Raw genomic sequence first — 14,830 nt, forward strand, 5'->3', positions numbered from 1 at the left:
TTCACCACTAAAAGGTTTTTAAATGAAGTAGATTTTTTACTTTTGCATAAGATTCAGCGGTGTACTATTTTACGAAGTGAATCATACACCATACAAATACAGTGAAAATAGAACAAGAAATTATCGCCAGCATCAGAAAAATCATACGCGCAGTGGACATCTACTCCAATAGACTCAAGGAGCAAATCGGGCTCAATTCGTCGCAATTGACCTGTCTAAACTACTTGAGTGAGTACGGTCCGCGATCGATTTCTGATCTGGGCAAGATGCTGAACCTCTCGCCAAGCATGCTCACCAACATCATCGACCAACTCGAAACCAGACTAATGGTAGAGCGCGTACGCTCCGACAAGGACCGGCGAATCATCAAAATTGAAATGACTAAGATGGGAGAAGAAATACTTTCTAACTCTCCGATGTTTTTGCATAAAAAACTGGAAAACAACTTATCAGATCTTTCACCCGAAGAACGTAAAAAAATCCTCGACTCGCTAGGGCTGTTGATCACAGCGATCGAAGCAGAAGATGTGGACTCCAGTCCTATCTTGGCAAGTGGTGAAAATGTGGTAGGTGAACCAGAAATCACTATCAATCAAGACGGCGAGTTCAAGCCGAAACATTCATGAATTTAAAAATTGGGAAACCTCAAATTACAGATGGAAAAGAAATATGGAAACTCATTAAACGAACGGGCAATTTAGATCTCAACTCAGAGTACTGCTACTTTATGTTAGCAGATCTCTACCGAGACCAATGCGCGATCGTCACCTCGCCAGATCACACTGGCATACTAGGATTTGCATCATGCCTTCCCCGTCAGGGCGAAGGCGACACTCTCTTCGTTTGGCAAATATGTACCGACCCTCAAATTCAAAAACAGGGTATGGCCAAAAAGATGCTTCACTTCATCCTAGAAAATCAAAAGGAAAAGATAAAATACCTGCAAGCGACTATCTCAGATGACAATCAAGGCTCTCGCGCCTTGTTTGCCTCTATAGCCAAGTCCTATCAAGCCGAAATGCACAAGACTTTGTACATCGACGCACAGGACTTCTACGATAGCCATCAGTCTGAATACTTATATAACATTGGAATTTTGAACTATTAAACACATAATGGAACAGATTAGAAAACACGAATCGAAAGTAAGAGGATATAGCAGAAGCTTTCCTACGACATTTACGACCGCTAATGGTGCCATCGTCCATGACGATGACCACAAGCAATACATCGATTTCCTCGCTGGAGCTGGGGCGCTCAACTATGGGCACAACAACCCCTTCTTCAAAATGAAATTGATGGATTATATCGACAAAAACGGCATCACACACGGGCTGGATTTAGCTACTACCGCCAAGGAGCACTTCATCCAGGTATTCAACAAATACATTCTAGACCCACGTGAGCTCAAGTACAAAATGCAGTTCACAGGCCCCACAGGCACCAATACGGTAGAAGCGGCCATCAAACTCGCACAGATCGTCACTGGACGAAACAACATCATCACTTTTACCAATGCCTACCATGGCCACAGCAAAGGTGCTTTGAGATTGACGGCCAATGCACATTACCGCAAAGGGCTCGAAAATGAATTGAACCAATTCACAACTTTCCTCCCATACTACGGCTATGTCGAAAGTGGATTTGACAGTGCTGACTACCTCGACCAGGTCCTCAGCGACAATGGTAGCGGTATCGACAAACCTGCAGCGATCATTCTAGAGACGATCCAAGGAGAAGGAGGCGTCAATGTGGCTCCCAACGAATGGTTGAGAAAACTCCGAAAGATTACCGAAAAACACGGGATCCTGATGATCATCGATGACATCCAAGTAGGCTGTGGACGTACAGGCAAGTTTTTTAGCTTTGAAGAAGCCGGGATTTACCCTGACATGGTGACGCTTTCCAAGTCATTGAGTGGGTACGGTATGCCTATGTCTCTGCTCTTGATCAAGCCAGAATTGGACGAATGGGAACCAGGCCAACATACCGGTACTTTCCGAGGCAACAACCTCGCGTTTGTGACAGCAGCAGAAGCCATCATCAAATATTGGAAGAATGACGAATTCGAAATGGAAATCATGGAGAAATCTGCCAAGCTGTTCAGAATCTTGAACGAGATCCAAGCACAACACACCGACGTGATCAAAGAGGTAAGAGGCAAGGGGCTCATCGTGGCACTTGAGTTCTTCGACCCGGAGACAGCCAGTGCAGTCACTAGTGCGGCATTCGCCAACGGACTCATCATCGAGACTTGTGGCTCTGGAGGCAACATCATCAAATTCCTCCCTCCTCTGAATATTCACCACAACTACCTCAACGAAGGAGTTAAGATCTTCGAAGAAGCAGTCGAAAGTATAACGGAAGGAGTGCTAGCATGATCGTAAGAACACGTGAAGAAGTGGTCGCCTCCGGCAATGAAGTCGTATCAGAAGGGTGGACCAGTAGAAGATACCTTTTGAAGAAAGATCAGATGGGCTTTTCGTTTCACGAGACCATCATCTCAAAAGGGGCCCAACTGAAAATGCATTACAAAAATCACTTGGAAGCCGTATTTTGTGTCAAAGGACAAGGGAAAATCACAGCACTCGCTACAGGCGAATCATGGGATATCCAACCTGGCACAATGTACGCTCTCAACGAAAATGACAAGCATATTCTCGAGGGCATCACCGAAATGACCGTCATGTGTGTATTCAACCCTCCTGTCACAGGACAGGAAAAACACAACCCAGACGGCAGTTATTCGCTCGTCGAAGAAGACACTCTCAGTGTCTGACCCCGAGTACAATTCTAAAAACAGCAATAGACAATCCAAGTACGCTGGAGACCTGACCATAAGATCAGGTCTCCAGATATTCTGCACCTAGTTGCCGTACTGCGGATGCATCACCGAATACCCCGACCAGATGTCGGGCAAGAAAAAAATAAAACTATGGTAATAGAAGACTTGTATCCATCAAGAACAGAACCAACCGCCCAATGGATCGATCGACAAGACCCGGTCGTCTATGCCCAAGGCAAGCCAACTGATGTTCTCACCCAAGAACAAATCGAAAGCTTCGACCGAGATGGCTTTTTGATCATTGACAAGGTGTTTTCCCAATCAGAAATAGACGAGTTCAACGAAGAGTTCGAACGCCTAGGTAGCGACCCAATCCTGTCTGCCAAAGAAGAATTCATCAAGGAACCAGACAGCCAAATCGTCCGCTCGATCTTTGCTGCGCACAAGTTTAGTGACAAATATGAAGCCCTGACCAATGATCCCCGTATCCGCGCCAAGGTCGACTACCTCCTGGATGACAAAACCTACATCCATCAAGCACGCATCAATGCCAAGCCTGGATTCAAAGGCAAAGAATTTTACTGGCACTCGGACTTTGAAACCTGGCACGTAGAAGATGGCATGCCGCGTATGCGCGCCATCAGCTGCCTGATCACCATGACCGAAAACAAAAGTTACAACGGTTCGCTGATGCTCATGCCTGGCTCCCACAAAAAATTCGTCACCTGTGTCGGTCAGACACCTGACGACCACTACAAAGATTCGCTTCGCAAGCAAGAGTATGGGGTACCCGACCAAGAAAGCCTCCAGCGATACTATGACGAAAACGGAATCCTCGTAGCAGAATGCCCTCCAGGGTCAGTGATCCTATTCGATTGCAACACGATGCATGGCTCCAATGGCAACATCACCCCACTGCCACGCCGCAATATCTTTTTCGTCTTCAACGCCGAATCCAACAAGCTCGAAGAGCCCTTTGGGGGAACCAAGCCCCGACCAGATTTCATCGCGCACAGATAAACAAGACGTTATATCAGTTCCATAAAAAAGGTTTATGATACTCACCAACATGGGTATCATGACCTTTTTTTCTTTTTACCTTAGCCACATACAAATTTCATTGCCATGTTCAACGACGCCTTCTACGACTCCCTTGGTTTGATGCTCTTCATGCTCAACCCCTTTCTCCTGATCGTTTATTTGATTGATCTGGTCGAAGAGCTTGACGCAAAAACCTTCTCGATCGTCCTAATCCGCGCTGGACTCATCAGCGGGTGCTGCTACATCACTTTTGCAATCCTAGGCAATGAAATTTTTGATACCCTGTTCAAGGCGGATTTTGCCTCCTTCCAAATATTCGGAGGGATTGTCTTTTTGATCACAGGAATACAATACGTTTTCAACGGCAACAAAGCCATCAAAAAGCTCCGTGGCGCACCACAATACGTCCAGGGAGGAATCGTCATGCCTATCATGGTCGGTCCAGGCACCATCAGTGCCAGTATCATCGTCGGACAGCGCCTTGACTACCCCATAGCCATCGCGATCATCGTGACATCCCTCATCGTATGTATCGCCACAGTGATTCTACTCAAGTACATCTACGTGGCAGTCAAGACCAAAAACGAACCCCTGCTCCTACGCTACATCGACATCATTGGACGAGTCGCCGCACTGCTGATTGGTACATTCTCCATCGAGATGATCATGAGTGGTATCCGTGCTTGGGTGGCCAAATTTTAAACAGCCACTACGCTTATACATAAGGCTAGACATTCATAGCGCTTAACGCTCCGGCCAGACTTGCTTGCCAACGGCATAAGCCATAAAACCCGCAATGATCCCAGGCATCATCTCATACACGATGCTGCCCCAACCAAGGAAATGCCATGACAGGGTCACCGCACCACCTACAATCATCATGGTCAGTGTCGTCTGTGCATTGAGAGACTTGCCAAGCATGCGTAGCGTAATCACTGGCCCAAAAACCGTCCCCAGTACGGCCCAAGCATAAATCACAATTTCAAACACACTCGAATGCCCATAGAGTGAAATCCCAACTGCAAACAGCGTAATCACAATTGTAAAAATCTTGCTCGCAGTATAGTTGTGCTTGAACTTCGGAAAAATATCATTGGAAATCGAAGAGGTACAACTAATGATCAAAGAATCTGCAGTAGAAATCGTCGCTGCGAAAATACCAGCAAGCATCACTCCCACCAGATAGTCTGGTAGCAGCTGCATGGACATCATCGGTAGTGCCAACTCTGGATCAAAACTCCCTTTGCCAGGCAAGACCACACGCGCCAACAGCCCTACACCAATCGCCAAGGCATAAAAACCCGTGAACCAGGCATAGTAATAGCTCCGTACTTTCCTGATATTGCGCGGATTATCTAGCGTCATGTAGCGCACCATGATATGAGGCTGCCCCACCACCCCAAAACCAGCAAACAACCAACCTAGCGCCACCAATAGTGCAGCAGACAGACTCTTATCCAACGCAAAAACACACATGTACCCCTCCTCTACTTCACGCAAAGAATCCAAGGTGTCTGACCACCCACCCATATGCTCCACAGCATACCACAGCAACGTACCCATCGCGACAAACATCACAATAGACTGAGCTGCATCCGTCCATATCGAAGCTCGTATTCCTCCAGAAAAACAATACAGAACCACTAGCAACGCACCAGCGACAATGCCTATCCATTGCTCCCACTCCAGCGTCACCGCTAGAGCTTTGCCCCCTGCGCTAAACTGTGCCGCAGCATAAGTACTCAAAAACACAAAGCTGATCACTCCACTCAGCAAACGAATGCTTGGAATCACCTTCCCCTTGTGATTAGCGATCAAACTCCCAAAACTTAGAATATTGTACTTCTCACTCATGCTTCTCAGCTTGCCATAAACCAAAATCGAGCCTACAAAATCTCCCAAAATCCAACCCACCATCAGCCAAATCGATTGCATACCTGTCATATAAGTATAGCCAATCATCCCGATGAACATGTACCCGCTGTTGTTCGTAGCGACAGCAGATAGAGCAACCAACCAAGGTTGCACATCCTGTCCCGCGAGCAAATAGTCTTTCGTGGTTTTTTGTTTGAGAAGAGAAGAAGAGACGCCGATCCCGGCAAAAAAGAGCAATAAAAGCGCAAAAACTACAATCATAGATATTTTAATATTAAACTATTTACCAGCAATTTAGCGAAAACAGGTGGGCTTGTGAAATACCCATCAACGCAGCAAGGATACCTTGTTCGAGCCGTTAGGCCATTTGGTCCATGATCATCGTGTAGTCATACTGCAGGTCTTCGTGCAATCCCCCCACGGTTTTACGAATTGCCGTCATTTGTCGCTGGTAGATGTTATGTAGTGTAGCGTTGCGCTGGAGTGGCGGGTCCAAGTCAATCAGCGACTGACAGTAGTATATAAGCAACTCCACTTCCGTTTCTTTCTTCTTAGAATAACGAATATACTTCTTTGTCAAACGCAAGATTTTCCGTGCACTCTTGTTGACATAATAAAAACTGTGGCGATTGATGTCACCAAACAATTCGTCCATTTCTTGTTTGACACCGTGTATATAGCTATCCTCATCATGTGATTCATAGAGCAGGTAAGTCAGCAACTCCTTGTTTTCCTTCTTGAAACGGGAGAGCTGTAGACACAGCTCCATCAGCTCCATTTCTGACTTCTCTTTGAGGGCATCTTTGAGTTCTTTGACACTAGCGGCTTTCATAGATTCTGATTTTGAACACGCAATTTAGCCGCATTTTGTCTGAAACACCCTCTATGTCCCAACGATCCTCAAGCGTACCCAAGCCCTCTCCACCTCGCCTAGTCTCGCTCTACCGCCCATTATAGCCACAAACCAAAGATAAACACAGAATGCAGATCATCTGATGGCAATTAACCCTACCTTTGCATCCTTTTACGGAAATGATGCTTGTCATACGGTCGTCATTTCATTAACGATATATATGTCATTCGAATCATTAGGATTATCCGATAGCATCTTAGACGCTATCATCAAAAAAGGGTATACAACCCCATCTCCTATTCAGGAAAAAGCAATTCCTCAAATATTGGAGCGCAACGACGTGCTGGCTTCAGCACAGACCGGAACTGGCAAAACTGCTGGATTCACACTACCACTACTGCAGATCCTCAATCAAGGTGAGCAGCCCAAAAACAGGCCTGTACGAGCCTTGATACTCACACCGACTCGCGAACTCGCAGCACAAGTCTATGAAAACGTCAAGGAATACAGCCAGTTTACAGACCTACGGTCTACAGTGATTTTTGGAGGAGTCAATGCCAACCCACAAATCAAGACCCTCCGCAGGGGCGTGGACGTACTCGTCGCGACTCCTGGTAGACTACTGGATTTGTACAATCAAAAGGTGTTTACACTAAGTAAAATCGAAATTTTTGTCCTAGACGAAGCAGACCGCATGTTGGATATGGGCTTCTCTCGTGACATCAACAAGATCATTCAGCTCTTACCCTCCCGTAGACAAAACCTGATGTTTTCGGCGACTTTCTCCAAAGAAATCAAACGACTAGCCGGCGGCATCCTTCACAACCCCATAGCAGTAGAAGCTACTCCAGAAAATACGACGGCCGAAAAAGTCATCCAAAGAGCATACAAGGTAGACAAAGGACAGAAACCAGCACTCACGATCAAACTCATAGAAGAAGGAGACTGGAACCAAGTACTTATATTCACCCGTACCAAGCACAAAGCGAATCGCCTCAGCGAACAATTGGTCAAAAAAGGTATCAGCTCGGCAGCAATCCACGGCAACAAGAGCCAAGGCGCCCGTACCAAAGCGCTCGCCGGCTTCAAAAATGGGAGCATCCGTGTGCTCGTAGCGACAGACATAGCAGCCCGAGGACTAGATATTCCATTGCTGCCGCATGTGATCAACTTTGAGCTACCCAATGTACCCGAAGACTACGTACACCGTATAGGCCGTACAGGTAGAGCAGGTGCCAATGGCGAAGCTATCTCGCTAGTCAGTGTCGACGAACTCGAATATTTCGAGGGGATAGAAAAACTGTTGGGACAAAAACTCCCTACTGACATCGTCGAAGGGTTTGAGCCTACTGAGACGGCTCCACCAAAAACCGAAAAGAAACCGCACTCTCGTGGTGGTGGTGGCGGACAAAAACGCAGCAATAAAAACCCATTTAGACGAAGAAGTAACAGGTAAGGCCCTCTGGTCCATCCGCAAGCAAAGCTCTCGATTGTTTGGTCATGTTAGACCGACTAATCGAGAGCTTTTTTTATACCTCCCTTCTTGCTCACTCACAACAAATCAATTTTCACCCCTCGCTAACTAAAGTTTCCATAGATCCTACAATAACCGCTTGTCAGACCCAAATTTCTTCTAATTTAGTAGCGCACATTTTTTGTTTTCCAAAACAGAAAGGTGACCTTGATCATTTATTATAATAACTACGAAATGATAACCATTGGGCGAAAGGATAAAATAGACCTACCTGAGTTTCAATTGTACGATATCGATGTGAAAGTAGACACGGGCGCCTATGGCTCAGCTCTCCACTGTCACAGCACCAAAATAGTCCTCCGCGATGGAGTGGAGACTTTGGCTTTCAAAATATTGGACCCTGATCATCCGGAGTATGAAGGACAGGTCTACTACACAACCAAGTTCAACCAAAAACGTGTCAAAAGCTCCAACGGTGAGCTCGAGCATCGCTATACAATCAAAACCACCATGGTACTCTTCGGCAAAGTGAAAGTCATTGAATTTTCGCTCACAGACCGCAGCAACATGAAAAACCCGATACTGCTTGGTAGAAAATTTCTCTCCGGCAAGTTCCTAGTGGACGTCAAATTAAAAAATTTATCTTTTCAGAAAAAAAACAACATATCATGAAAATTGCGGTATTGTCCCGAAACCCAAATCTCTATTCCACCAAACGACTCGTAGAGGCGATTTCGGAGCGGGGACACCAAGCACTCGTACTCGATCATATGAAGTGTGACATCATCATGGACGAAAAGGGACCCTCCGTGTACTACGAAGGAAAAGTCCTCAACGACATAGACGCGATCATCCCGCGAATTGGTGCTTCAGTGACCTTTTATGGTACTGCTGTAGTCAGACAATTCGAGATGATGAAGGTATTCAGTGTAGTAGATTCGATCGCCATCACCCGCTCTAGAGACAAGCTCCGCAGTTTACAGATCCTCTCCAGCTCAGGAGTAGGTATGCCCAAGACTGCCTTTACCAATTTCAACAAAAAAGAAAATAAAGTACTCAAGCATATCGGGCAAGCTCCTGTAGTGATCAAACTTCTCGAAGGAACACAAGGCCTGGGCGTCGTACTCGCAGAGACCAACAAGGCCGCCACCTCAGTCATCGAGGCATTCGAAAGCCTCAAAACCCGTGTCATCCTGCAAGAATTCATCGAAGAAGCGGGCGGAGCGGACATCCGTGCCTTCATCGTCAATGGAGAAGTCGTCGGAGCGATGAAGCGTCAGGGCAAAGAAGGAGAGTTTCGTTCCAACCTGCACCGTGGAGGAGAAGCCAATGTCATCAAGCTAAGCCGTGCCGAAAAATCTACAGCTCTCAAAGCAGCCAAAAGCATGGGGCTCGCTGTGGCAGGAGTCGACATGCTACAATCCAAAAAAGGACCCCTCGTCCTAGAGGTGAATTCCTCCCCAGGACTAGAAGGAATAGAACAAGCAACAGGAGTAGATATCGCTGGAAAAATCATAGAGTATATCGAAAAATCGAAAAAGAAAACCGTGAAAAAGAAAGTTAGCGCCTAATGAAAAGCAAGGCCCTGTTGATCGACCATACGGAAGTGAAGCCTGGTGAATCCAAAAGAATCACCGTCAACATCGCACGGCTTCCTTCACACACTCCTATCCAAATCACCATCACGGTCTCTAGAGCACTAGAACCCGGACCGACCATCTTGCTGATGGGGGGACTACATGGTGATGAAATCAACGGCATAGAAATCGTACGTCGAATTATCGAACGTAATCTCCACATTCCCAAAAAGGGAACAACAATTTGCATTCCAATCATCAACATTTTTGGCTTTATTCATTTTTCGAGATACGTACCAGACGGCAAGGACGTCAACCGTTCCTTTCCTGGTAACAAAAATGGCTCCTTGGCTGCCCGAGTAGCTTATTATCTCATGAAAGAGATTGTACCCAAGATCGACTATGGGCTAGATTTTCATACGGGAGGAGCTGACCGTACCAACTTCCCTCAGCTACGGTGCGTCATGACCGACCCAGACAATGCCAAGTTGGCGGGTGTTTTTGCTGCCCCTTTTAGTTTGCACTCTCCATTCAGACCCAAATCGCTGCGTTGGGCAGCCGCCAAGTTGGGCAAAAAAATCCTCGTCTATGAAGGAGGCGAATCGGCTCGATTTGACGAGTATGCCATCAATCAAGGCATTCAGGGTGCTACACGTTTTTTGCACCATATGGGTATGACTGATCACACGGCTCCCATCGAACACCCTAGTATATTGATCAAATCTTCGTCATGGATACGTGCCAAAGCCTCTGGGCTATTCCTCTCCGAAATCAAGAGCGGGCAAAAAGTCAAAAAAAACCAAGTCGTTGGCTATATCTCAGATCCCTTTGGCGAATTTACCATCCCAGTACGCTCGGGGGCCACGGGGTATGTAATTGGTCTCAACAACAATCCGATCCTGCACCAAGGAGATGCCGTGATGCATATCGGTGTGATCAAGGCAGAAACTCCACCGATGTGATTCAGTACGATCCTCTGATCACACGACGCTCGTAGATATTGAGCCCAAAACTGATCAAAAAAATCGCCACTCCTCCAATGATCAAAGTGTAAACTATCGTCATCAAATCCACTCCTGCAAAACTCAAACCAGAGTGCAGGGATAACCCTGGAACCACCGTATACTGGTTGCTCTCATTGAGTACAAAGCGGCCCATCTGTGCATCGTCCGGAAACACCAATAAATTTTGATTATTTGGAATTTCTTTCAGAAATGAAAGAGAGATGATCATTTCTTCCAACTCACCCTCCACTTCGTGTATCGATAGATCAAGCTGTACATGGTCATCTATCACATCCACCTTGCAACGGCTCAGCAACGCCCTCTTGCCATCTTTGTGCAACAAGGCGAAATGATCGTATGCATAATTGGAAACAAGCATACGATACTCTTCTTCTTCCAGTTCATCCAAATCTCTATGAGGCTTGTGTTTTTGCAGTGCACGATCTAGATTTTTCTTTTCCAGTTGAGTTTTGAGCACCCAACTGTTGCCATGCTCTCGCAGATAATAAGTAGTCAAACGCGCTTCATTGGCAATCGAAGCAGAGCTCAAACAAAAAATTAGCACTAGGGAAATTAAACATTTGGTTTTCATTATTTCATCATTTTTCTCTACTGATGAAACGAGAACAGCACAGTATACCCTACCCTCAGCACCTAAATAAATCAAGTTTTTACAACTCCATAAGATGGCGAGACTACCATTCCACCAAGACCATCAGGTTGGGAGCAAAACCAATCGCATCGCGATCCAAAAATGCTGGTGTAGGATTTCCACGATATACACGGTCGATCAAGTTGACTTGATTGAATACATTGATGATTGACAGACCAAAACTCATACTCCAATCATGCGTCTCACTGGGAGGTATACGGTACGAAACAGACAAATCAAGGCTATGCATGTTGGGGTATCGCCCGCCTACTTCTGCAAACGGATTGGGAGGACGAGGAGGAGGTGTACCTCCTTGTTGACCATCAGGGCGAGGTCCTCGCGCTGGACGTCCTGCTTGACCAGGAGCTGGACCTTGAAGAAACACACCCTCAGCATAAACCATATCGAGCGACTTGGCTACCAATCCTGTCGCCCACTTATAGGCCATCGATACTTTCCACCGCTCATGATAGTAGGCCCCTCCAAAATAAAAGACGTGGGGCTGTACATATTTGGCAGGATAGGACCGTTGTCTTGCCGAGTCAAAAACTATATCGGACTGGCTATAAGTATAGGAGGCCCAAACACTTGCCTTGGCCCCCAGCTGTCGCTTGAGCAACACATCTACCCCATCGATCGTCTGCTTGGCTCGCAATGTCTCCGCCGTGGGCGAATACCGGCGTCCTTCGTAGATCGAAAAACCATCGACCCCCTTGTGAAAGGCTTCCACATCCAGAATCCAGGCACCCTCTTCGAGCATAAAACCCAAAGTCGCCTGAGTACCCAATATAATATGTCCATTCTCACCATCCGCAAGAGTCCAAAGCTCATTGTCAAATCCTCCGCCCCCAAATTCAAGATACTTCACCTGACTCAAATACTGATGATATCTACCCGCCGAGGCTTTGAGTGTCAGGGGACTCATCACCCTATAGTTGACAAACACACGTGGATCCAACTGAAAACTCTCCATCAAACTATAATAGCTCCCCCTTACACCCAATTGAATATTCCACTTCTCCCATTGGTTCCACTCCAAGTTGATATAAGGTGCCAATGTATATGCCAATTGCTTCGTTTCCTCTTCGTAAAACACCGGCTGCTGAAACAACGTGTCCGCATACTCAATTTCTACTTTTTGCCATTTGTAATCTGCACCTAGCACCAGTGATGACCTCCCAAATGACCGGACGACTTCCTCACGGACATTGAAATCCTTCAAATTGTTGTATGCCACAGACTCACTATCTGGACCCGTCTGCGACACATACCCAAAATCATACGCCGATAGAGTGGTTGAGAAATTCGATTGCCAATTTTTAGAAAAGACACTTTGCCACTGTAGATTAAAGCCAAGGTTTCTGAATCTATTTTGATCATTGTACGGCGAATTCTTTTGGTTCACATCCCCGTTGTACTTCACATCCGTCTCAGTATAAATTGATGAGAGCGACAAGTGCTGTTTTGCGTTGGGCGCATAGATGACTTTGGCGTGGTAATCTTCAAACAGCAAATCAATCTTGGAGATGATGTTGCCATTGGGGCCTTCTACTCCAGTACCTGAAAACACTGATTCGGAGATTGCATTCAACTTGGGGGACTGAAAACTACTCGGATACGACCGTCTCGCCCCGATGGACAAGCTCACCTTGTCCTCAGCCAGTGGTACTTTGGCAAACCCCATGAGGTACATCGTGTTGGCTCCTACACCCCCCTGCACCTGCTCGTCGACCTCCTCATCCGAAGAGATAACCACTGCCCCACCAACTCGGTCACCCAATCGAGGATGAAAACCACTACGATAGACCTCCACATTAGAAACCACCTTGGGGTTGTAGGGAGAGATCGTTCCATAATAGTGTCCTCTGTGATAGATCGGAATATCGTCAAAGAGAATCAATGACTGATCTGTATGGCTGCCCCGTATGAAAAGATTACCCGCTCGTCCGTCCGGTGAAGTCACGCCTGGCAAAGCGGCGATAGACGCGAAGATATCTCCATCAGTCTCTCCCGGCAATAGAGGCAAATCCTCGGTATCAATCGAAACGCTCTGATTCGAGGCATTGAGAGCTATACCCTGTGTCAGATACTCTTGGATGGTGATGCCCTTGAGTTGCATCTCCACATAGGTCAGCGAGATATTGAGTGAGGTTTCTCGTAGCAGACGTCCTACCGACACAGACTTCCTTCCATAACCCAGGGCGTATATCAACACACTGTCTCTGAGATTGGGTCGATAGTCAAAACCCACATACTTGGACGAGTATTCCAAGGTGATCGGATCGCCATTGATGAGCACCATGATATCTGTGGGGACAATCATCTCTTGACCCAGAGAGTCCCACGCCGTTAGTTCATAGTGTCTTTCTGCCGTCTTGATTACATAATAGCCTTCAGAAACCTCATCAAACTGCACCGGAAGTGACACTTCTGCTTCCAAAACAAAGTCCCTAACATCTGGTTGATAATCAAATTCTCCTGTCAGCTCAACTACTAGCTCCGCATCATACGAAAATTTAATTCCCTGCTCTTGCTCATAACGCTCCAAAACCACCTCCAAGGTTTCTGTCGTATTTTGCGCGATAGCGCTCCATGTCAACAGCAACATCGGTAGGCATCCCCAAAATTTCCTCCTCATGTCTTATCAGTCTTTCGACAAAAAGACCTCTTGGCCTTTCTGACTGTATTTGATACCCATGGTGTCAAATACTATTTTTAGGCTCACCGCCAAACTATCTTGTGGAATTGATCCTGTAAACCTACGGTTCAAATCTACCTCTCCCACCACTATCTTGATCCCAAACAAAGCCTCCATCTCCTGGATCACCAGTCGCAATGGCGTATTGCGAAATGCCGGGTTACCGTTGATCCATACCGGCTTGTCATCCGTCACTTCTTTGGTCTCTTCCCACTCTCCATCGACCCAGAGGCTCGACTCCCCTGCGGAGATTATCTTACTGTCGGCCTCTCCATGGGTGGCACGGACTTGGCCCTCATAGCAAACCACCTGCATACCCAGTGAATAGCTCTGTACGTCAAACTCCGTCCCGAGCACTTCTACATACCCCTCACTAGTCCATACCGAAAATGGACTCCCCGGTTCGACATCAAAAAAAGCCTTGCCTACCAACTGGACTCGCCGCGAGTCTTCAGTCCAATTCTCATCTGCCCAACTCAAGGTAGAATGAGAGGCCAACACTACCTGCGAACCGTCTGGCAAGGAAATGTTCCTTTTCTCTCCATAACCTGTATGATAACTCGTCCCCTTCGGCATCAGCAAGTACAATGCTCCTATGAGCAAAGCCACAGAAGCAGCGACAGACACAATAGGCCAAAGCCTCCTGCTTTTGGCGATAGGTTTAGGACTTATAATCTCTCTCGGGTCAAATGTTTCCTCGTCTACCGCGGGCGTCCATCGGTCTACTTCCTGGAGGATCTGCTGATATTTGGCGAAATCACGTGCTCCGATTTTGGCTTGGAACTCTTCGTCCGACAGATCTCCTTGGATCCATAGGTGGAGTAGTTCTTCGATATGTGGATGGTTCGTTGACATGCTGTCTCTTCTCTGG

The 14,830-nt window shown here is 46.7% G+C and carries 15 protein-coding genes; 10 read left to right on the top strand and 5 right to left on the bottom strand.

Annotation, left to right across the window (positions count from 1 at the left end):
- The first annotated feature begins 101 nt into the window (after nt 1-101).
- The 6 genes from BFP72_RS17005 (at nt 102) to BFP72_RS17030 (ending at nt 4,528) form a co-directional block, all read left to right on the top strand.
- Complete coding sequence (locus tag BFP72_RS17005) at nt 102-626, top strand: MarR family winged helix-turn-helix transcriptional regulator (protein WP_158233449.1); 525 nt, start codon at nt 102-104, stop codon at nt 624-626.
- Nucleotides 623-1,108, top strand: coding sequence for a diaminobutyrate acetyltransferase (gene ectA, locus BFP72_RS17010; RefSeq protein ID WP_099600281.1), 486 nt, complete (start codon nt 623-625; stop codon nt 1,106-1,108). The genes BFP72_RS17005 and ectA overlap by 4 nt, the downstream gene beginning before the upstream one ends.
- 7 nt (nt 1,109-1,115) lie before the next feature.
- Nucleotides 1,116-2,381 (top strand): diaminobutyrate--2-oxoglutarate transaminase, encoded by a 1,266-nt coding sequence (gene ectB / locus BFP72_RS17015; RefSeq protein WP_099600282.1) that lies wholly within the window; start codon nt 1,116-1,118, stop codon nt 2,379-2,381.
- Entirely contained in the window at nt 2,378-2,779 is a 402-nt protein-coding gene (locus tag BFP72_RS17020; protein WP_099600283.1) for an ectoine synthase, read from the top strand. Before ectB ends, BFP72_RS17020 begins: the two co-directional genes overlap by 4 nt.
- A gap of 156 nt (nt 2,780-2,935) precedes the next feature.
- Entirely contained in the window at nt 2,936-3,805 is an 870-nt protein-coding gene (gene thpD / locus BFP72_RS17025; protein WP_099600831.1) for an ectoine hydroxylase, read from the top strand.
- Nucleotides 3,806-3,910: 105 nt separating this feature from the next.
- On the top strand, nt 3,911-4,528 hold the full coding sequence (locus BFP72_RS17030) for a MarC family protein (RefSeq protein ID WP_099600284.1): 618 nt from the start codon (nt 3,911-3,913) through the stop codon (nt 4,526-4,528).
- Between the two features lie 42 nt (nt 4,529-4,570).
- On the opposite strand, the gene BFP72_RS17035 is transcribed toward BFP72_RS17030, so the two are convergent.
- Nucleotides 4,571-5,962, bottom strand: a complete 1,392-nt coding sequence (locus BFP72_RS17035; protein ID WP_099600285.1) for a sodium/proline symporter — start codon at nt 5,960-5,962, stop codon at nt 4,571-4,573.
- A 97-nt stretch (nt 5,963-6,059) separates the two neighbouring features.
- Nucleotides 6,060-6,533, bottom strand: coding sequence for a hypothetical protein (locus tag BFP72_RS17040; RefSeq protein ID WP_099600286.1), 474 nt, complete (start codon nt 6,531-6,533; stop codon nt 6,060-6,062).
- A 241-nt stretch (nt 6,534-6,774) separates the two neighbouring features.
- Between BFP72_RS17040 and BFP72_RS17045 the strand changes: the two genes are divergently transcribed.
- The 4 genes from BFP72_RS17045 (at nt 6,775) to BFP72_RS17060 (ending at nt 10,567) form a co-directional block, all read left to right on the top strand.
- On the top strand, nt 6,775-8,010 hold the full coding sequence (locus tag BFP72_RS17045) for a DEAD/DEAH box helicase (RefSeq protein ID WP_099600287.1): 1,236 nt from the start codon (nt 6,775-6,777) through the stop codon (nt 8,008-8,010).
- Between the two features lie 252 nt (nt 8,011-8,262).
- Nucleotides 8,263-8,700 (top strand): RimK/LysX family protein, encoded by a 438-nt coding sequence (locus BFP72_RS17050; protein WP_099600832.1) that lies wholly within the window; start codon nt 8,263-8,265, stop codon nt 8,698-8,700.
- Nucleotides 8,697-9,599 (top strand): 30S ribosomal protein S6--L-glutamate ligase, encoded by a 903-nt coding sequence (rimK, locus tag BFP72_RS17055; protein ID WP_099600288.1) that lies wholly within the window; start codon nt 8,697-8,699, stop codon nt 9,597-9,599. The genes BFP72_RS17050 and rimK overlap by 4 nt, the downstream gene beginning before the upstream one ends.
- Nucleotides 9,599-10,567, top strand: coding sequence for a succinylglutamate desuccinylase/aspartoacylase family protein (locus BFP72_RS17060; RefSeq protein ID WP_099600289.1), 969 nt, complete (start codon nt 9,599-9,601; stop codon nt 10,565-10,567). Before rimK ends, BFP72_RS17060 begins: the two co-directional genes overlap by 1 nt.
- A gap of 1 nt (nt 10,568) precedes the next feature.
- Here the strand turns inward: BFP72_RS17060 and BFP72_RS17065 are convergent, their stop codons facing one another.
- The 3 genes from BFP72_RS17065 to BFP72_RS17075 form a co-directional block, all read right to left on the bottom strand.
- Nucleotides 10,569-11,201, bottom strand: a complete 633-nt coding sequence (locus BFP72_RS17065; RefSeq protein WP_143520113.1) for a hypothetical protein — start codon at nt 11,199-11,201, stop codon at nt 10,569-10,571.
- A 103-nt stretch (nt 11,202-11,304) separates the two neighbouring features.
- Nucleotides 11,305-13,899, bottom strand: a complete 2,595-nt coding sequence (locus BFP72_RS17070) for a TonB-dependent siderophore receptor (RefSeq protein ID WP_099600291.1) — start codon at nt 13,897-13,899, stop codon at nt 11,305-11,307.
- Nucleotides 13,900-13,905: 6 nt separating this feature from the next.
- Nucleotides 13,906-14,814, bottom strand: coding sequence for a FecR family protein (locus BFP72_RS17075; protein WP_143520114.1), 909 nt, complete (start codon nt 14,812-14,814; stop codon nt 13,906-13,908).
- Between the last annotated feature and the right edge of the window lie 16 nt (nt 14,815-14,830).

Origin of the sequence: Reichenbachiella sp. 5M10 (assembly GCF_002742335.1) — a bacterium.
Classification (GTDB): domain Bacteria; phylum Bacteroidota; class Bacteroidia; order Cytophagales; family Cyclobacteriaceae; genus Reichenbachiella.

Bases quoted from the DNA above. Each gene is read 5' to 3' on its own strand.
- ectA (WP_099600281.1), top strand. From the start codon at position 623: ATGAATTTAAAAATTGGGAAACCTCAAATTACAGATGGAAAAGAAATA.
- ectB (WP_099600282.1), top strand. From the start codon at position 1,116: ATGGAACAGATTAGAAAACACGAATCGAAAGTAAGAGGATATAGCAGA.
- BFP72_RS17020 (WP_099600283.1), top strand. From the start codon at position 2,378: ATGATCGTAAGAACACGTGAAGAAGTGGTCGCCTCCGGCAATGAAGTC.
- thpD (WP_099600831.1), top strand. From the start codon at position 2,936: ATGGTAATAGAAGACTTGTATCCATCAAGAACAGAACCAACCGCCCAA.
- BFP72_RS17030 (WP_099600284.1), top strand. From the start codon at position 3,911: ATGTTCAACGACGCCTTCTACGACTCCCTTGGTTTGATGCTCTTCATG.
- BFP72_RS17035 (WP_099600285.1), bottom strand. From the start codon at position 5,962: ATGATTGTAGTTTTTGCGCTTTTATTGCTCTTTTTTGCCGGGATCGGC.
- BFP72_RS17040 (WP_099600286.1), bottom strand. From the start codon at position 6,533: ATGAAAGCCGCTAGTGTCAAAGAACTCAAAGATGCCCTCAAAGAGAAG.
- BFP72_RS17045 (WP_099600287.1), top strand. From the start codon at position 6,775: ATGTCATTCGAATCATTAGGATTATCCGATAGCATCTTAGACGCTATC.
- BFP72_RS17050 (WP_099600832.1), top strand. From the start codon at position 8,263: ATGATAACCATTGGGCGAAAGGATAAAATAGACCTACCTGAGTTTCAA.
- rimK (WP_099600288.1), top strand. From the start codon at position 8,697: ATGAAAATTGCGGTATTGTCCCGAAACCCAAATCTCTATTCCACCAAA.
- BFP72_RS17060 (WP_099600289.1), top strand. From the start codon at position 9,599: ATGAAAAGCAAGGCCCTGTTGATCGACCATACGGAAGTGAAGCCTGGT.
- BFP72_RS17065 (WP_143520113.1), bottom strand. From the start codon at position 11,201: ATGAAAACCAAATGTTTAATTTCCCTAGTGCTAATTTTTTGTTTGAGC.
- BFP72_RS17070 (WP_099600291.1), bottom strand. From the start codon at position 13,899: ATGAGGAGGAAATTTTGGGGATGCCTACCGATGTTGCTGTTGACATGG.
- BFP72_RS17075 (WP_143520114.1), bottom strand. From the start codon at position 14,814: ATGTCAACGAACCATCCACATATCGAAGAACTACTCCACCTATGGATC.